We start from the raw sequence: 17,552 nt of genomic DNA on the forward strand, positions 1-17,552 counted from the left end.
ACGGCAAGGTCAGGGCCGGGCCGAGTCTCGATCACTTCCGTACGTCGTGGCAAGGTCCCCGCCCAGCAGCAGCACCACAGCCTCGCGCTCGGCCTCGTATCTGACATCGGCCACCTCCACCACGCGCCCACCGACGTCCGCGAGCACGGCGCCGTCGGGGTGGCCGAGCAGCAGGTGCAGCAGTTCCAGAACGTCCACCATGGTCAGACCCTCCGCCCCTGGGCGGCGTGGCGGCCGGCCTCGGGACAGGCGAGCGTTGCGCCGCACGCCGGGCACCACCGGCTCTTCTGCCGGAACGTCAACAGCCCCGCGAGAAACCCCACGACCAGCGCCGGACCGATCGCCATCACCAACTCCATCTGCGCCTCCCGCATCATTCCTGCGTGTCTTCACAGTCTGCTGACGGCATCGATACGCTCGGAAGCTCTCGCGCCTGTTCCCGGCGGCGCCGTGCAGGCGGTGTCCCGCGCGTGGGGACGTGTGGCGGAGCCCGGCTGACGTGTGGCGGGAGTGTGGATGACCGAGTTGTCAGCGTCGAACTTCCTGGTGAACGAGCTGCGGCGCTCGCGCTCCGCCGCCGGCCTCAGCCAGGAAGACCTCGGCAAGGCCATCAACTACTCGTCATCGCTGGTCAGCGCCGTGGAAAACGGCCAGCGCCCACCGACCCGCGAGTATCTGCTTGCGGCGGACAAAGCGCTGCAAACGGGCGGTCTCTTCGAGCGCATGCTGGCGACTGTCGAATGGGCGCCCGTGTGGTTCCGTGACTGGATCATGGTCGAGCGCGAGGCAACACTGATCCGGTGGTTCCAACCCATGCTTGTACCGGGATTGCTGCAGACCGAGGCCTATGCGCGCGCTGTGATGAGCTGGGGGAGCCTTCGTCCCCAAGCGGAAGCAGAGCGCCTTATCGCGGCGCGCATGTCGCGGCAGGCGATCCTCGCCAAGTCCTCACCGCCACAGTTGATCGCTGTCGTTGACGAGCCTGTACTGCATCGTCTTGCCGGAAGCCCTGCGGTCATGGCGGAGCAGTTCGAGCATCTCTTGTGGTGCGCGGAGCAACCTCATGTTCGCATCCATGTACTGCCATCGACGGCCGGATCCCATACCGGCCTTGCGGGACCGTTCATTCTCGCGAGAGGTCCGGAGTTCGAGGTGGGGCATTTGGACAATGCGCTGCGGGGCGAATTGGTGGACCAGAGGGGAGACATCGACAGACTCGTCAGGAAGTGGGAGGCGATTCGTGGTGAGGCGTTGTCTCGACCCCAATCGCTGGAACTGATGAGAGAAGTGGCGAAGACCTGGCAGACCTGACCGGCGCCGTCGATACGCAGCGACACTCGAGGAAGCTCCTCGACGGTGTCAAGAACGGCGACTTCGACCTCGCCCGCCGACTGACCGCGCAACAGCCTCCCTCCCGCACTCGGACCTCGCCATCCTGCGTGGCTGCGTCAGGGGTCGCGCCGTCATACGATGGGGATCACGGCCCGGAGACGCTCCGGGCCGAGTTCGTCGGAGGGTAGGGGGGTTGTGATCAACGCCGAATCAGGCGGCGATGCCATCGGTGATCTACGCGGGAGGATCGAGCAAGCCGAGGGTCGGCTCGCGTCCTTGAATGCTCAGTCCTCGGCATATCGGAGTCTTCGCCGCCAGATCGGGCGGGCCTCGGCGCAACTGCGTGAGCAGGAGAAAGCCGCTGAACGGCGTGCCGCCCAGGTCAGAGACGCGCGACTGTTCTCCCTCGCGCCCAGCGGCGTGGTGATCCTCGCCGGGTGGGGCTCATGGACCGGGGTCCTGGTCGGCCTGGGCATCGGACTGTTCGGTGTGTGGATCGCTGATCGTCTGCCGGACCACTTCTACCGCAGTGGCCTCGGCGGCTGATCACCGCCGCTTACCCTGCGGTCATGGGTGAACAGCGAGCTTGGGCGATCCGGGTCACGGTCCTGGCGAACGAGGCCGAGATCGACTCCGTGGTCGATCGCATCGGGAAGGCGATCTGCCCTGACTTGGCGCATTCGGGATCATGTCCGATCCCGTGGGAGATCACCAGCTCGCCCGTGGACGACCTCGATGCCGACGAGCGCGCCCACTGGCAGCCGGGCGTGGATTCCCTGCGCGAACAACGCCGGCTTGAGCAGCCGGGGAGTGCTGCTCACCGCTGAGCAGCCACTCCCCGCCTGCTGGGGTTCACTAGTTGGACTTCGGCCAGGACGCCTCGATGCTGTCGAGGGTGTCCTTCGTGCTCGCGCCCTTGATCCAGGCGGTCATGCCCGTCCAGAACGTGCCCGCGCCCACGCTGCCCGGCATCTGGTCGGAGCCGTCGAACCGGGCCACGGTCTTGTCGTCGCGCAGGATCTCCGCCGACAGATTGTCCACCGGGCTGGTGAAGAGCTTCATGTCGACGAGTTTGTTCGCCGTCACCCATCCGCCCAGTGCGGCCCGGTTGGTGGCGTATTCGCCGCTGGCCATGAACGCCTGCACGGCCTGCACCTCCGGCCGGTCCGCGAACGCGGCCACGAACTCGCCCGCGACCAGCACCGGCTTGCCCTTGGCGGGATCGATCGACGGGAAGTAGAAGGCGAACACGTCGCCGTCCTCGGCCACCTTGGTACCGCGCGGCCACTGGCCGGCGTAGAACGACGCCTGGCGGTGCATGGCGCACTTGCCCGACAGGATGGGCAGGCCGCCGGTCTGGAACGACGTGGTCGCGATGCTGTCGACGCCGCCGAAACCACCGTTGACGTACTTGGGGTTCTTCAGGATCGTCCCGACCTTGTCGGTGACCGCGGCGATCTGCGGGTCGTTGAACGGGATCTGGTGGTTGACCCACTTGTCGTACGTCTCGGGCCCGGCCAACCGCAGCGTGACGTCTTCCATCCAGTCCGTCGCGGGCCAGCCGGTGGCGTCGCCGGACTCGATGCCGGCGCACCACGGCTTCCCGCCGTCCGCGACGATCTTGTCGCTGAGCGCGATCATCTCGTCCCAGCTCTGCGGCACCTTGTAGCCCTTGGCGGCGAAGGTCTTCGGTGAGTACCACACCAGCGACTTGACGCTCGCGCCCAGCGGCGCCGCGTAGAACTTGCCGTCCACCGAGCCGTAGTTCAGCCAGTCCTTGGACCAGCCCTTCTCGGCGTTCGCCTTGGTTGCGGCCGAGGCGGGCTTGACCTTGCCCTGGGCGATGAAGTCCTTCATGAGCCCCGGCTGGGGGAAGATCGCCAGGTCGGGGGACTGGCCGTCGGCCACCCGCTTGCGAACGTCGGTCTCGAAGGACGAACTGCCCTCGTACCGTACGTCGATGCCGGTGCAGTCACCGAAGTGGCGCAACGCCTGCTGCAGCTGGTTGGCCTCGAAGTCACCGATCGAGCCGTACACGTGCACCTTGGTGCCCGCGTGGCCGAGATACTGCTGGTAGGGGGCGCACTGCTTCGCATCGGTCAGGGTGTCGCCGCCCATCATGGCCGTGCTTCCGCACGCGGCCGCCGCCAGGCACAACGCCACGGCGACGCCCGCTGCCGCAACCCCGCGGCGCCTGAACGAGCCTGTCATCTTCATCCCCTGCGTGTAGTGGTGTGTCAACGGGTCGCCGCGCCGGACGGCCGGTGCCGGGCGCGCGGCGGCCCGGTCGGCGAGGTGCGGTGACTCAGATCCGGAACCGGTGTACGGCCTCGCGCAGCTCCGCCGCGGTCTGTGCCAGATCACCGGCGGCCGCCTTGGTGCTCACCGCGTCCTGGGCGGCGGTGTCCACCGAGGCCGACAGCATCTCGATCGTGGTGGCGATCTCCTGCGAGCCGCTCGCCGCCTCGGACACGTTGCGGTTCATCTCGTTGGTCGTAGCCGTCTGCTCCTCGACCGCCGAGGCGATGGTGAGCTGGAAGTTGTTGATCTGCGTGATGATGTCGCTGATCTGCGCGATAGCCTCGACCGCACCGCCGGTGTCGGACTGGATGGTCCGGACTCGCCGGGTGATGTCGTCGGTGGCCCGGGCGGTTTCCTGGGCCAGCTCCTTGACCTCGCCGGCCACCACCGCGAAGCCCTTGCCGCTCTCGCCCGCGCGGGCCGCCTCGATCGTGGCGTTGAGCGCCAGCAGGTTGGTCTGTTCGGCGATCGCGGTGATCACCTCGACCACGTCACTGATCTCTGTGGACGACTTTCCGAGCTTGGTGACGATGTCCGTGGTGCTGGCGGCGACGTCGACCGCGGCGGACGCGACCCGGGCGGCCTCGTTCGCGCTGTGTGAGATCGACTCGATCGAGGAGCCCATCTCCACGCCGGCCGCGGACAGCATCTGCACGTTGCCGGAGACCATCCCGGCCGCCTCGGTGACCGAACGGGCCTGCCGTGCGGTGTCGGTGGTCGACTCACCGAGCCGGGTGCCCGAGTTGTGCACCTGGCCGGATGCCTCGCTCACCGTGTCGGCAGCCGCGTACAGCGCCTCCACTGTTTCGCGCATCGCCTGCCGGGCCCGCTCGTAGCCGGCCGCCATCCGGCCGATCTCGTCGTCCGAGTCGACCTTCGCGGGGCTGGTCAGGTCACCCGCGGCCATGGCGGCGAGGGCCTGCTCGACCTGGCGTACCGGCCGCAGCATGGCGTTGGCCAGGTACACCGCGGCCGCCCCGGCGAGCGCGAGCCCGCCGATCAGCAGGCCGAGGATCATCTGGAGGGCCTGCGACTTCGCGTGCTGGATGGCGCGCCCACCGGCCACCACCGCGTTGGTCTGGTAGGTCGCCAGGTCGTCCAGGTTGTGCTTCGCCATGACCAGGGCGGCGCCCTGGGTGTAGCGGGTGTTCTGGAACGTGTCGGCGTCGTGCTTGCGGCTGGCCGGCAGCATCGTCTCGTCGCGCAGGCGACGGTACGTGGCGATCAGCGCCTCGGTGGCGGCGAGCGTGCCCCGGTGGGCGGTGTCGCCCTGCCGGTACGCGGCCCACGCCTTGTCGTACGCAACGTCGCTGGCCTTGATCTCGTCCTCGGCCCGCTTGCGGGAGACCTCATCCGTGAGCGCCACATGCTCCAGGAGGGTTGCGTCCTCCTGCAGGAGCTCGGTGCGCGCCTCGTTGATGCGCAGCGCCTGCTGGGTGCGCTCGTCGGTGATGGTCCGCGCGGTGGACGCCACCGAGTTCAACTGGACGATCGCGCCGGTGCCCACGGCCGCCGTCGCCACACCGGCGAGGGCAGTAACCAGCAACAGCTTCGTTCGGATACCACGGTTTCGCCACCAACGACGCACGGGTCGCCTCCTCGCAGACCTACTTCTACGCTTCTTCACATCGGTGACGCCGGTGCCCCGATGAGGAGGCCGAGCGTTGAGTTACGGGTGCGGTCCGGGAGCCGATGACCCACACCCGGGCGGATGCTCGGCGATCGGCACCGAGACGGAACTCCGTCGCCTCATCGAGGGAAGAGACTCTCCAGCCGGGTGGGCTGACGGAGCTCAGGCATGATCAACGCGTGCTGACGGCCGGCGGCGTTCGTTAGTCCATTCCCGCCTGGGGGTACGGACAAGGCATGACCATTGCTAACGCGCTCGCGAGCGTCGCGGTTCGCGACCTCGAAGCATCTGCCGGGTGGTACGAGAAGCTGCTTGGTCCGGGAAGTTGGCCGATGCCGGAAGTCTTTGAGTGGCAACTTGAGCGTGGAGGTGGACTGCAGATCTACCGTGCGCCCGATCGCGCCGGGCACAGCTCCTGCACGCTGATCGTGACGGACATCGACGAAACCGTGCAGCACCTGCACGGGACGGGGATTGCGCCCGACGCCGAGCCCGCGCGCAATGATCGTGTCGACACCGTCATGATCAAGGATCCGGACGGCAACTCAATCGCGTTTGCCCAGCCCAAGGATTCCGCGCTCGCCCATTAGCCGGCTCGCTTCGATACACCGCGCATCGTCCGAGAATGACGACCCGCCCGGGCACCCGCCCGCTCCGGCGTACCCGGGGAGTGCTCTGCTGGTGCGGTGATCACCCGTACTCCGGATGAGGTTGTGGCCCACGCGGCCGAGGCGGCCGACCTGCCTGCGCTCGACGCGGGCGTCGCCGACTGTTTCGCCTGCCCCCGCCTGGTCGCCTGGCGTGAGCGGGTCGCCGCCGAGCGTCGGGCGGCGTTTCGCGACCAGACCTACTGGGGCCGGCCGGTGCCCGGCTTCGGGGCCGCGGATGCGGTCATCGGCATTCTCGGTCTGGCTCCGGCCGCGCACGGCGGTAACCGCACGGGCCGCATCTTCACCGGCGACCGTTCGGGGGATGTGCTGTTCGCGGCGCTGCACCGGGCCGGGCTGGCCAACCAGCCGACCAGCGTCGCCGCCGACGACGGCCTCACGCTCGCGCACACCCGGATCTTCGCGGCGGTACGCTGCGCGCCGCCCGACAACAAGCCCCTGCCCGCCGAGCGGGACACGTGTGCCCCGTGGCTGCACCGCGAACTCGCGCTGATCCGTCCGACGCTACGGGTGGTGGTGGCGCTCGGGGCGTTCGCCTGGGCGGCGTGGTGGCCCGCCGCCCGCGCCGCGTACGGTCAGCGGCCGCCCAGCCCCCGCCCGGTGTTCGGCCACGGCGCCCACGTCGCGCTGCCTGAAATGCCCGATCTGCTGGGCTGTTACCACGTCAGCCAGCAGAACACGTTCACCGGTCGGCTGACGCCCGCCATGCTGGACCAGGTCTTCGGTCGTGCCAAAGAGCTCGCGGGCCTGGCATGATTCGTCCTCGACCGCCGACCCCCGAGCCTTCGGAACAGAGCCTGAATTGGACGTCGCCGCATTGCGCCGCTGGTGGCCCGTAGCCGCCGTCCTCGGGCTGTTGTTCCTCGCCGCGCTGGCCGCCACTCGGTCGGCGCCCCAGCTGGAGCAGATCACCCCCGAGACCACGGCCACGGTCAGCGCGGCACCCCTGCTGCCGCCGACCACCCAGCCCACCCCGGAGCAGTCTGGCGCCGATGCGACGGCGACCGCGGCGCCCACCCCGGAAGCGGCGAGCGGCCTGCCCGACTGGGTCGGCACGCTGGCGGTCGCGGTCTTGGCCGTCGCGGGCCTGATCGTCGCGGCGTTGATCGTGTGGGCGCTGGTCCGCGACCAGCAGCGCCGCCGCGCCCGGCGGGGCGGGCGCCGGGCGCCCCGGCAGGCCGAGCCCCGCACTGCCCAGGATCTCGTGGCCGTTCTCGACGCGGGCCTCGACGAGCTGTCCGACGCCGACCGCGACCCGCGGCGGGCGGTCATCGCCTGTTGGGTACGCCTGGAGCAGGCCGCTGCCGCGGCCGGCACCCCGCGGCATCCGGGCGACACTCCGACCGATCTGATCGCCCGGCTGCTGGCCGAGCAGCACCTCGACGCCCAGGTGCTGGCCGCGCTGGCCGCGGTGTACCGGGAGGCCCGGTACGCGACCACCCACACGGTCGACGAGCGGATGCGCGTCCAGGCCCGCGCCGCGCTCCAGCAATTGCGCGCGGACCTGGGCGCGGGGGTGGGCACATGAGCGAACGGGACGGGGGGCTCGACGACCTGTTCGCCAGCTCGGCGGAGCCCGTACCGGATCTGCCGGAGGTGCGGCGTCCGCGTTCGCGGGCGGCCTGGATCATCCGCAATGTCCTGTTCATCGCCGGCGCGACCACGGTGACCGTGGCCGGGCTGCGATCGGCCGGGGTGTCGGTCCCGCTGCTGCTGGTCGTCACCGCGTTCGTGGCGTTGCGGCTGCTCATGCTGGCCGTCTCCCAGGTTGCGCCGCCCCCGCCGCCGAAGCGCTCCACCCGTCCGGGTGATCGTGATCATGGGGCGGGTCAGGGCGGCGACGCGCTGCGCACCGCGGTACGCCGTTGGGAGCTTCGTCTCGACTGGGCGCAGAGCGACGCCGACCAGTATTCGCGTAACGTCCTGCCCGTCATCGCCGAGCTCACCGACGAGCGGCTGCGGCTGCGGCACGGCATCACCCGGGCGTCCGACCCGCGCCGGGCCCGCGAGCTGCTCGGCGAGGCGCTGTGGCGCACCCTGGAGGAGCCCGGCCGCCGCCCGCCCAAGGCGCGCGAGGTGGCCGCGTACGTGGAAACGCTGGAACGACTGTGAGAAGGGCGGATTTCGTGACCGACGCGCACGTGGAGGTGATGCCGCCGTACGAGGTGGGACGGCTGGCGGGTGCGGTCCTGGACTCCGTCGGCACCGTGGTGGTCGGCAAGCGGGACTCCCTCGAACTGGTGCTGGCCGGCATCCTCGCGGGCGGCCACGTGCTGCTGGAGGACCTGCCCGGGCTCGGCAAGACGCTCACCGCCCGGTCGTTCGCCCAGGCCCTCGGGCTGGACTTCCGGCGGCTGCAGTTCACCCCCGACCTGTTGCCCGCCGACGTCACCGGCTCATTCCTGTACGACCAGCGCAAGGGCGACTTCGCGTTCCGGGCGGGCCCGGTCTTCACGAACATGCTGCTCGCCGACGAGATCAACCGCACCCCGCCGAAGACGCAGGCGGCCCTGCTGGAGGCGATGCAGGAGAAGCAGGTCTCCGTCGAAGGTGTCACGTACCGGCTGGAACCACCGTTCCACGTGCTCGCCACCGCCAACCCGATCGAGTACGAGGGCACGTACCCGCTGCCCGAGGCCCAGCTCGACCGGTTCCTGCTCCGCGTGTCGTTCGGCTACCCCACCGCCGAGGAGGAGTGGGACGTACTGCGCCGCCGGATGCGCCGCCGCCAGGAGGAGGCGCAGCTCGCCCCCGTGGTCGACGCCCGCACGCTGACGGCCATGCAGGCGTCGCTGGAGACCGTGGCCGTGGAGGATTCGATCGGCCGGTACATCGTGGCGCTGACCTCGGCCACCCGGGAGCACGGTTCCGCGCTGGTCGGCTCGTCACCCCGCGGTTCCCTCGCGCTGCTGCTTCTGGCCCGCGCCCGCGCCGCCATGGCGGGCCGCGACTTCGTGGTGCCGGAGGACGTGAAGGAGGTGGCCGTGCCCGCCCTCGCGCACCGGATCACGCTGCGCCCGGAGATGTGGCTGCGCCGCGTCGACCCGTCGTTCGTGGTGCACGAGGTCCTGGCCGCGGTGCCCGCCCCGGCCAGCGGCGCCGTGCCGAGCGGCTACCCGGGGCAGTGAGCGCCGCGGCCGACCAGCCTGCCGCCGCCCCCACCGGGGCTGCGGCGGACGAGCGCTGGCCGGGCGCGGAATGGGTACCGACCCGGGCACTCGGGCGGGCCGTGCTGCTCACCGGCCTGCTGATGGTGCTGGGGGTCGCGCTGGGCCGGGTGGATCTGGTGCTGCTCGCGGCGCCGTTCGCGATCGGGGCCGCGGTCGGGCTGCGCCGGATGCCGCGCGCCGCCCCCGAGGTCACCATCCAGGCCGACGAGGAACATCTCGTCGAAGGCGGCCGGGTCGCCGCGGGGCTCACGGTCGCCAACCCCGACGGCATCACGTACGACCTGGTCGTGGTCCGTACCCGGACGTCGTCGTGGCTGCGGCTGGAGAAGGCGGACCGGCCGTTCGGGATCACGGTGCGCCCGCAGCGGTGGCGGGCCATCGACCTGCCCGGGGAGGCACTGCGCTGGGGCCGCCACGACGTCGGGCCGGCCGCCGCGCGGGTCTCCGCGTGCGGCGGGCTGCTCGCCTGCCGTCCGGTGCTCACCCCGGCCCGCGCGGTCCGCGTCTACCCGGTCACCGAGCCGTTCGCGGCGGTCGATGCGATGCCGGCCGCGGCCGGCCTGGTCGGCGGCCACCGGTCCCGGCGCCCCGGCGAGGGCGGCGAGCTGGCCGGGGTACGCCCGTTCGCTCCGGGGGACCGGCTGCGCCGCATCGACTGGCGGGTGTCGCTGCGCACCCGCGACCTGCACGTGGCGGCCACCCTGTCGGACCGCGACGCCGAGGTGCTGCTGCTGCTCGACGTGCTCGGCGAAGCCGGTGCCTCCGGCGGGGTACGCGGCAGCGCGTCCGTGCTGGACACGACGGTCAGGGCGGCCGCGGCGATCGCCGAGCACTACCTGCAGCGCGGCGACCGGGTGTCGCTGCTGGAGTACGGCCACGCCGCCCGCCGCCTGCGTCCCGCCACCGGCCGCCGCCAGTACCTGACCGCCCTGGAGTGGCTGCTGGACGTACGCCCGGACATCGCCGACACCGAGTCGCACGAACACGTGCTGGGCACCCAGCACATCTCGTCCGACGCGCTGGTCGTGGTGCTCACCCCGCTGGTCGACCCGCGCTCGGCCGACATGCTCGCCCAGCTCGCCCAGTCCGGCCGGTTCACGGTCGCGGTGGACACCCTGCCCGCCGACGCAACCCCGCCGCGGCGCAGCCAGTGGACGCCGCTGGCCACCCGGTTGTGGCGCATCGAACGCGAGAACGTCCTGGGCCGCCTGCGCGAGCACGGGGTGCCGGTCGTCACCTGGGCCGGGGCGGGCAGCCTCGACCTGGTCCTGCGCGACGTGGCACGGACGGCGTCCGCGCCGAGGGGGCGCTGACATGCTCGCCACCCTGACTCGCCGGATCGAACGGGCCCGCACCGCGGTACGCCGCGCCACGCTCGTACCGATGCTGGTGCGGGCCGGGATCGCGGTGTGCGGCCTGCTCGCGCTCACCGTGGCCTGGCCGGTGCCGGTGATGACCGGGCGGTTTGCGCTGCCGCTCGCCGCGGTCGCGATCTACCCGGCCCTCGCCCCGCGCGGCCGCGGCGCCACGGTCGCCGCGGTCGTCACGGTCGGCGGCTGGATCCTCGACACCGCCTGGTACGACTCACGGATCGCGCTGTGGCGCGTACTCGCCCTGGCCACCCTGCTGTATCTGGCGCACACCCTGACCGCGCTGGCCGCGGCGCTGCCCACCGACGCCGAGGTCGACACGGACGTGGTGACCGGCTGGCTGCTGCGGGCCGGCGCGGTCGTACTGGTGTCGGCGGTGCTCACGGTGCTGGCCCTTGGCCTGACCGCCGACCTGGCCGGGGGTGCGTTCCTGGTGGCCACGCTGGCCGGGCTGACCGCCGCGGTCGGCCTGACCATGCTGCTCGCCCGCCTGCTGCGCCGCCCGTAGGCGCTCCGCCGCCCCGCTGCCCCACACGAAGAAATTGCGGTCCGACCCCGCGGTGGTCGGAAACCGTCCGGCCATCAGGGGTAGCTTCCCCGAAACACGTGCGTAATGCCTCTTGACAGGGGGCTTTGTGATACGTCACATCCCGAGGCACTCCCGACGCCAACGGGCGACAATAAACACGTGAAACCGCAGCGCATCGTCGTCGTAGGGGCAGGACATGTGGGGCTGTACGCGGCCCTGCGCCTGTCGAAGAAGCTCTCTGCGCGCCGGGCGGAGGTGGTCGTCATCGACCCCCAGCCGCACATGACGTACCAGCCGTTCCTGCCCGAGGCGGCGGCCGGCAACATCTCCCCGCGTCATTCCGTGGTGCCGCTGCGGCGCGAGCTCAAGCGGTGCCGCATCATCTCCGGCGAGGTCACCCGGATCGAGCACGCCCGCAAGACCGTCACGGTCCAGCCGATCGAGGGTCCCGTCGCCGAGCTGACGTACGACCACATCATCGTGGCGCCCGGCTCCGTGTCCCGTACGCTGCCGGTCCCCGGCCTGCGCGAGCACGGCATCGGCTTCAAGACCATCGGTGAGGCCATCTTCCTGCGCAACCACATCCTCGACCGCCTCGACGTGGCCGCGGTCACGCCCGACCCGGAGGTCCGCAAGGCGTCCCTGACGTTCGTCTTCGTCGGCGGCGGGTACGCGGGCATCGAGGCGCTGGCCGAGATGGAGGACGTGGTTCGCGACGCCCTCAAGGTCTACCCCGAGCTGCGGCAGGACGAGGTCCGCTTCGTCCTGGTCGAGGCGACCAACCGGATCCTGCCCGAGGTGGGCCCGGACATGGGCGCGTACGCCGCCCGCCAGCTCGCCAGCCGCGGCATCGACCTGCGGCTCGACACCCGCCTGGAATCGTGCGTGGGCGGGGTCGTGCGGCTCTCCGACGGCGACGAGTTCCGCACCGAGACGCTGGTGTGGACGGCCGGAGTCAAGCCGTCGCCGATGCTGGACCGCACCGACCTGCCGCGCGGCCCGCGCGGGCACGTCACCTGCCTGCCCACGCTGCAGGTCGTCGACGGCGACACGGTGCTGGACGGGGCGTGGAGCGCGGGCGACTGCGCCCAGGTGCCCGACCTGGCCAACCCGGGCGCGTATTGCTCGCCCAGCGCGCAGCACGCGGTGCGTCAGGCCAAGGTCCTGGCGGACAACATCCGCCAGGTCGTCCTCGGCGGCGCCCCCAAGGACTACCGGCACAAGTACGCGGGCAGCGTCGCCAGCCTCGGCCTGCACAAGGGCGTGGCGAAGGTGTACGGGATCAAGCTCAAGGGCTACCCGGCGTGGTTCATGCACCGCACGTACCACATGAGCCGGATCCCCTCGCTGAACCGCAAGACCCGCGTCATCGCCGACTGGACGCTGGCCCTGATCTTCAAGCGGGAGGTCGTCTCGCTGGGCCAGCTGCACAAGCCGCACGAGGAGTTCACCGAGGTGACGCCGCCGCTGACGGACGACCGGGAGACCACCCCGGTCGGCGCCGGCACCCGCTGACCCGACCGCATCCGGCCGCGCCGCCATCGTGGCGGCGCGGCCGCGTGCGTGTTCGGCCCGGACGTCCCGGCGGTTTCTGCCCGTCCGGGCCGACCCTCGGCGGGCGGCGTTCGCTACGGTGAGGGCTGGCAATTGCCCGGGTGGTGGAACGGCAGACACGGCCGCCTTAAAAGCGGCTGCCCGAGAGGCGTGCGGGTTCGAGACCCGCCCCGGGCACGCTCTCAGCCTGCTCACAGGTGGTGCCGCGCCCTGGGGGTGTGTGCAGCGCTTACTCTGGAAAGGCACGCACACACGTGCCTCAACCTCAGGGGAGGCTGGACACAGTGAAGACTTCCAACCCGGTGCTGTCGCGCCTCGGCCAGGCGGCCGAGCGCGAGCGGACGGCCGGGTACGGAGCGTACGGGCCCGCCGGTCAGCCGGGGTACGGGCAGCCGTACCCGACGGCCGCCGGGTACCCTGCCGCTCCGCCCGCCGTGCAACCCATGACCATCGACGACGTCGTGGTCAAGACGGTGCTGCTGCTGGGCATCACCGGTATCTCGGCCGTCGCCGCCTGGAACCTGATCCCGGATTCGCTGCTGCGCGTCGCATGGATCGGCGCCGCGATGGTCGGCCTCGTCGTCGGCCTGATCATCTCGTTCTCGCGGGTGGCGAACCCGGCGCTCGTCCTGGTGTACGCGGTGGTCGAGGGCGTGTTCCTCGGCATGGTCAGCAAGTACTTCGACGAGATCGCCGGCTACTCGGGCGTGGTGCTGCAGGCGGTCGTCGCCACGTTCGGCGTGTTCTTCCTGATGGCGATCCTGTACCGGGCGCGGATCATCCGGGCCAAGCCGAAGTTCGTCCGCGGCATGATCGCCGTGATGGCGGGCCTGTTCGCGGTCATGTTGATCAACTGGGTGCTGTCGCTGTTCGGTGTCCACACCGGCCTGCGCGGCCAGGGGCCGCTCGCCATCGGGTTCAGCATCGTCTGCATCATCGTCGCCGCGCTCAGCTTCATCCTGAGCTTCGCGGAGGTCGAGGAGGGCGTGCGGATGGGCCTGCCGCAGCGGTACGCGTGGACCGCCGCGTTCGGCATCCTGGTGAGCCTCATCTGGCTCTACCTCGAGATCCTGCGCCTGCTGAGCATCCTGCAAGGCGACGATTGACGGTTCGTCATCCGTCGCACAGCGCCCGGGTCCGTGTCGCCACGGACCGGGCGCTGTTCCGTCCCAGCGCCCCGGTAGGGTCGCCGTCGTGAGCGCCGAAGAGTTCGCCACGAGCATCGACCGGCTGCTCAATCAGGTCGGCCACTGGGAGCAGGGCCGCTGGTGGGTGCACACACCGGCCGGGCCCACCAGGGCCGATCTTGCGTACGGTCTGGTCCAGCTCCTCGCCGACCTCGGCGCGGACGCGGAGGGCAGGCAGCGCCGAGCCGTGCCACGCCTCGTCGACCCGGTGCTGCCGGACCAGCTCCGGGTGACCGCGGACGACCTGTTGATCGCCGCGCCCGCCGCGGACGTGTTCGCGCAGGCCTGCGCGGAGGTGGACTCACTCCGTAAGGCCCTCTGACACACCTGTGGCGTGCCGCCGGAACTTCCCGGTGACACGCCACGGGTGGGTGGTGAAACCCGCCGAGCCCGGCCGCCCTATGGCACCCGGACCCGGCGGAAACTCAGCTCAGGCGCTCCAGCACCATCGCCATGCCCTGGCCGCCGCCCACGCACATGGTCTCGAGGCCGATGCTCTTGTCGTGCCAGTCGAGCGAGTTGAGCAGCGTGCCGGTGATCCGCGCCCCGGTCATGCCGAACGGGTGGCCCACCGCGATGGCACCGCCGTTGACGTTCAGCTTCTCGATCGGGATGTTCAGGTCCCGGTACGACGGGATGACCTGCGCGGCGAACGCCTCGTTGATCTCGACCAGGTCGACGTCGTCGATGGTCATGCCGGCCCGCTTGAGCGCCTGCTTCGACGCCTCGACCGGACCCAGCCCCATGATCTCGGGGGACAGCGCGGTGACGCCGGTGGAGACGACCCGGGCCAGCGGGGTGATCCCCAGCTCGCGGGCCTTGGTGTCACTCATGATCACCACGGCGGCGGCGCCGTCGTTGAGCGGGCAGCAGTTGCCCGCGGTGATCCGGCCGTCCGGCCGGAACACGGGCTTGAGCTGGGAGACCGCGTCCATGGTGACGCCCGCGCGCGGGCCGTCGTCCGTCGAGACGACCGTGCCGTCCGGCAGGGTCACGGGCGTGATCTCGCGCTCCCAGAAGCCGTCCGCGATGGCCTTCTCGGCGAGGTTCTGGCTGCGTACGCCGAACTCGTCCATGTCCTCGCGGGTCACGCCCTTGAGCTGGGCCAGGTTCTCCGCGGTCTGGCCCATGGCGAGGTAGATGTCCGGCACGTTGCCGTCCTCGCGGGGGTCGTGCCACGTGGTGCCGCCCTGGGCGGCGACGGCGGAACGCGCCTGGGCGTCCGCGAACTTCGGGTTCTCCCAGCCGCCCCCGACCAGGGCCTGGGCCTCGGAGGGCAGGCCGTCGGAGCTGCCGCGGGCGAACCGCGACACGGTCTCCACGCCGGCCGAGATGAAGATGTCGCCCTCGCCCGCCTTGATCGCGTGGAACGCCATCCGGGTGGTCTGCAGCGACGACGAGCAGTACCGGGTCAGCGTGGCGCCCGGCAGCCCGTCCAGCCCGAGCAGGGTGGCCACGACGCGGGCCATGTTGAAGCCCTGCTCACCGCCGGGCAGGCCGCAGCCCAGGTAGAGGTCGTCGATCAGCGTGCGGTCCAGCTGGGGGACCTTGTTCAGCGCGGCGTCGACGATCGTGGCGGTGAGATCGTCCGGGCGCAGCTCCCGCAGCGAGCCCTTGACGGCGCGACCGATCGGGGAGCGGGCGGTGGCAACGATGACAGCTTCCGGCATTCGCCTACGTTAACTGAACGGTAACTTGGCGAGGTAGTGGAAACTCGTCACACCGAAATGTCCTACTTCTCCGCGGCTGGGCGGCCTGCGGCCAGCGCTGCCTCCTCGACCGCCGGATACAGCGCGTGCGCCCACACCCGGTACCCGTCCGCGGACGGGTGGAATCCGTCGTAGCAGAACGTCCCCGCGTCGGCGCGGAACACCGCCCCGGTCTCCTCGCACAGGTCGACGACCGCGCCACCCGCCTCCAGCACCGCGTGGACCTGGGCACGGGCCATCCGGCGGCCCAGCCAGCCGGTCACCTGCCGCAGCGGCTGCGCGATCGCCCGCAACGCCCCCAGGTCGGGACACGTGCCGACGACCACCTGCACGCCCGCCTCCCGCAGCCGGTGCACGGCCGCGCCCAGATGCTCCGCGGAATCCTCCGGGCCGCGCAGCGAGGTGGCGTCGTGGGCGCCGATCAGGATCACCGCCACGTCCGGCTGGTCGCCCAGCAACGCCCGAGCCACCTGGGTGGCCAGATCGCTGGAACGGGAACCCGCCACCCCGACGCTGGACAGCAGCACGTGCCGTTCGCCGGTGTCGGGTGTGCCGTCGGCGAGCAACCGCGCCAGCTGGCCGCCGACCGTCTCGGAAAGCCACTCGACTCCCACGCCGACCGCACCGGAATCGCCGAGCAGCACCAGCCGAAGCCGGGGCGCCGTCGTCGGGCCCATCGACGTCCGCAGGGCGAGGCCCATGGTGGGCTTGGCGTACCGCCTGCTCCTGGCCGCGATCGCCTCACCGGCCAGCAGAGCGAAACCACCCACGGCGCCGGCGAGCAGCGTCGTCGCCGTTGCCTTGCCGATGCGTCCCGCCAAGCTCGTCATGTCGCCTCCCTGGGTCACTCCCCGGCCGTCGCCGGTGCCCGAGGACCGGCAGCCGGTGACGGGGTCAGTCCACCGCCGCCTGATGATCCTCAGACGTCCACCCTACGGCGCCGGGCGGGGTTCCAGCTTGCCCGCCCGGAACCGGTGCACCCAGTGCCGGATTCGCCGGTCTGGCCGGGGCGCGGTGACCGAACCAGAGCCGCTGCTCGCCGAACCAAGGGTGTCGGCGCAACTGCGCCCAGCGACCCGCCGGGCCCCGCTCGTGCCCGTCGACCCGGGCGGCGCTGACCTCCGTCCCCGCGGCGCGGGACGCCTCCTGCGCGGCCTCGGCCAGGCTGCACACGCCCTGCGGGCTCACCACCGGCGGCCGGTCCTCGTCGTCCTCGCCCAGCGCGGCCATGAGGGTCGGCATCATGACCGCGACGGCGCGCGCATACCCCTCCACCGACGGGTGGAACCGATCCGAGCTGAACATCCGCACCGGGTCCGCCTCGAACGCCGGCCCCAGCAGGTCGACCAGCGAGACCGTCCGCCCGCCCGCCTCGACCACCGCGACGGTCTGCGCGGCGGCGAGCTGGCGGCTCAGCCGCCGGGCCACCCACCGCAGCGGCGGCTTGATCGGCTGGATCGCGCCGATGTCCGGGCAGGTACCCACGACGACCTTGCAGCCGGTCGCGCGCATCCGGCGCACCGCCGTGGCGAGATGCCGCACCGCGGACGCGCGGGCCGACACGTGGGTGACGTCGTTGCCGCCGACCAGGATGATCGCCACGTCGGGCTCGTACTCCAGGGCCGCGTCGACCTGGTACGGCAGGCCGGCCGAGACCGAGCCGACGACCGCGAGACGGTACAGCCGGACCGGGCGGTGCAGGCGGCGCGACACCCCGGTGGCGAACAGGGCGCCCGGGGTCTCGCGGGGGCGGTGCACGCCGTAGCCCGCGGCGGAGGAGTCGCCCAGGATCACCATGGTCAGCGGCTTGCCCGGGAACTTCGCGCCGTACAGACCGTCGCCGCGCGGTGGCGGTGCCTCCGCCAGCGGGATGACCCGCCGTGCCTCCGCGGCCTGGCGCACGAGCACGCCGAGCGAGATCAGGGTCAGGCCGGCGGCCGCGCCGGTCACGCCGCCCATGAGGCGACCGGCCCGCCGGACCCGACGCCAGTCGTCGTCCGTCATGCCACGGCGCCGGGCGGGGCCGCGTGCGGCTCTGAACACCTGTTCCACAGTCTCCCTCGCGGTCGCTGGGTGGGAGGTGCCCGATCCGGGTGGATCGA

Annotated in this window: 20 protein-coding genes and 1 tRNA gene; 14 read left to right on the forward strand and 7 right to left on the reverse strand. The window is 71.4% G+C overall.

Annotation, left to right across the window (positions count from 1 at the left end; genetic code table 11):
- Positions 1–9: 9 nt before the first annotated feature.
- On the reverse strand, positions 10–201 hold the full coding sequence (locus tag ACMCNK_RS27535; protein ID WP_412739245.1) for a hypothetical protein: 192 nt from the start codon (positions 199–201) through the stop codon (positions 10–12).
- 2 nt (positions 202–203) lie between these two features.
- A complete protein-coding gene (locus ACMCNK_RS27540; RefSeq protein WP_412739246.1) occupies positions 204–347 on the reverse strand; it encodes a hypothetical protein in 144 nt (47 codons plus the stop codon).
- Positions 348–516: 169 nt separating this feature from the next.
- On the opposite strand from ACMCNK_RS27540, the gene ACMCNK_RS27545 reads away from it, so the two are divergent.
- From ACMCNK_RS27545 to ACMCNK_RS27555, 3 genes are all read left to right on the forward strand, one after another.
- Positions 517–1,311 carry a helix-turn-helix domain-containing protein gene (locus ACMCNK_RS27545; protein WP_412739247.1) on the forward strand — a complete coding sequence of 265 codons (795 nt, stop codon included), beginning with the start codon at positions 517–519 and terminating at the stop codon, positions 1,309–1,311.
- 216 nt (positions 1,312–1,527) lie between these two features.
- Entirely contained in the window at positions 1,528–1,878 is a 351-nt protein-coding gene (locus ACMCNK_RS27550) for a hypothetical protein (protein WP_412739248.1), read from the forward strand.
- A gap of 23 nt (positions 1,879–1,901) precedes the next feature.
- Entirely contained in the window at positions 1,902–2,159 is a 258-nt protein-coding gene (locus ACMCNK_RS27555) for a hypothetical protein (protein WP_412739249.1), read from the forward strand.
- Between the two features lie 28 nt (positions 2,160–2,187).
- Here the strand turns inward: ACMCNK_RS27555 and ACMCNK_RS27560 are convergent, their stop codons facing one another.
- Entirely contained in the window at positions 2,188–3,543 is a 1,356-nt protein-coding gene (locus ACMCNK_RS27560) for an ABC transporter substrate-binding protein (protein ID WP_412739250.1), read from the reverse strand.
- Positions 3,544–3,637: 94 nt separating this feature from the next.
- The gene (locus ACMCNK_RS27565; RefSeq protein ID WP_412739251.1) at positions 3,638–5,260 is read right to left on the reverse strand and encodes a methyl-accepting chemotaxis protein; all 1,623 of its coding nucleotides are present in this window, start codon (positions 5,258–5,260) and stop codon (positions 3,638–3,640) included.
- 239 nt (positions 5,261–5,499) lie between these two features.
- Here ACMCNK_RS27565 and ACMCNK_RS27570 point away from each other — a divergent pair, with 239 nt between their 5' ends.
- The 11 genes from ACMCNK_RS27570 to ACMCNK_RS27620 all read left to right on the forward strand — a co-directional run bounded on the left by ACMCNK_RS27570 (position 5,500) and on the right by ACMCNK_RS27620 (position 14,063).
- Complete coding sequence (locus tag ACMCNK_RS27570; protein WP_412739252.1) at positions 5,500–5,853, forward strand: VOC family protein; 354 nt, start codon at positions 5,500–5,502, stop codon at positions 5,851–5,853.
- 99 nt (positions 5,854–5,952) lie between these two features.
- On the forward strand, positions 5,953–6,687 hold the full coding sequence (locus ACMCNK_RS27575) for a uracil-DNA glycosylase (protein WP_412741014.1): 735 nt from the start codon (positions 5,953–5,955) through the stop codon (positions 6,685–6,687).
- Positions 6,688–6,733: 46 nt separating this feature from the next.
- On the forward strand, positions 6,734–7,459 hold the full coding sequence (locus ACMCNK_RS27580; protein ID WP_412739253.1) for a DUF4129 domain-containing protein: 726 nt from the start codon (positions 6,734–6,736) through the stop codon (positions 7,457–7,459).
- A complete protein-coding gene (locus tag ACMCNK_RS27585) occupies positions 7,456–8,043 on the forward strand; it encodes a hypothetical protein (protein WP_412739254.1) in 588 nt (195 codons plus the stop codon). The genes ACMCNK_RS27580 and ACMCNK_RS27585 overlap by 4 nt, the downstream gene beginning before the upstream one ends.
- A 38-nt stretch (positions 8,044–8,081) precedes the next feature.
- A complete protein-coding gene (locus ACMCNK_RS27590) occupies positions 8,082–9,059 on the forward strand; it encodes an AAA family ATPase (RefSeq protein WP_412741015.1) in 978 nt (325 codons plus the stop codon).
- Positions 9,056–10,414: a DUF58 domain-containing protein gene (locus ACMCNK_RS27595; RefSeq protein ID WP_412739255.1), complete on the forward strand. Its 1,359-nt coding sequence runs from the start codon at positions 9,056–9,058 to the stop codon at positions 10,412–10,414. The genes ACMCNK_RS27590 and ACMCNK_RS27595 overlap by 4 nt, the downstream gene beginning before the upstream one ends.
- A 1-nt stretch (position 10,415) precedes the next feature.
- Positions 10,416–10,979: a hypothetical protein gene (locus ACMCNK_RS27600; protein ID WP_412739256.1), complete on the forward strand. Its 564-nt coding sequence runs from the start codon at positions 10,416–10,418 to the stop codon at positions 10,977–10,979.
- Between the two features lie 180 nt (positions 10,980–11,159).
- On the forward strand, positions 11,160–12,515 hold the full coding sequence (locus ACMCNK_RS27605) for an NAD(P)/FAD-dependent oxidoreductase (protein WP_412739257.1): 1,356 nt from the start codon (positions 11,160–11,162) through the stop codon (positions 12,513–12,515).
- A gap of 134 nt (positions 12,516–12,649) precedes the next feature.
- Positions 12,650–12,731, forward strand: a tRNA-Leu gene (locus tag ACMCNK_RS27610).
- Between the two features lie 107 nt (positions 12,732–12,838).
- A complete protein-coding gene (locus ACMCNK_RS27615; RefSeq protein ID WP_412739258.1) occupies positions 12,839–13,660 on the forward strand; it encodes a Bax inhibitor-1/YccA family membrane protein in 822 nt (273 codons plus the stop codon).
- Positions 13,661–13,748: 88 nt separating this feature from the next.
- Positions 13,749–14,063 (forward strand): hypothetical protein, encoded by a 315-nt coding sequence (locus ACMCNK_RS27620; protein ID WP_412739259.1) that lies wholly within the window; start codon positions 13,749–13,751, stop codon positions 14,061–14,063.
- Between the two features lie 103 nt (positions 14,064–14,166).
- On the opposite strand, the gene ACMCNK_RS27625 is transcribed toward ACMCNK_RS27620, so the two are convergent.
- The 3 genes from ACMCNK_RS27625 to ACMCNK_RS27635 all read right to left on the reverse strand — a co-directional run bounded on the left by ACMCNK_RS27625 (position 14,167) and on the right by ACMCNK_RS27635 (position 17,454).
- Positions 14,167–15,411 carry an acetyl-CoA C-acetyltransferase gene (locus ACMCNK_RS27625; protein ID WP_412739260.1) on the reverse strand — a complete coding sequence of 415 codons (1,245 nt, stop codon included), beginning with the start codon at positions 15,409–15,411 and terminating at the stop codon, positions 14,167–14,169.
- Between the two features lie 62 nt (positions 15,412–15,473).
- Entirely contained in the window at positions 15,474–16,280 is an 807-nt protein-coding gene (locus ACMCNK_RS27630; RefSeq protein ID WP_412739261.1) for an SGNH/GDSL hydrolase family protein, read from the reverse strand.
- Between the two features lie 64 nt (positions 16,281–16,344).
- Positions 16,345–17,454 carry an SGNH/GDSL hydrolase family protein gene (locus ACMCNK_RS27635; RefSeq protein ID WP_412739262.1) on the reverse strand — a complete coding sequence of 370 codons (1,110 nt, stop codon included), beginning with the start codon at positions 17,452–17,454 and terminating at the stop codon, positions 16,345–16,347.
- Positions 17,455–17,552 lie beyond the last annotated feature (98 nt).

The sequence above is a fragment of the Krasilnikovia sp. MM14-A1259 genome, from assembly GCF_047159535.1.
Taxonomy (GTDB): Bacteria; Actinomycetota; Actinomycetes; order Mycobacteriales; family Micromonosporaceae; genus Actinoplanes.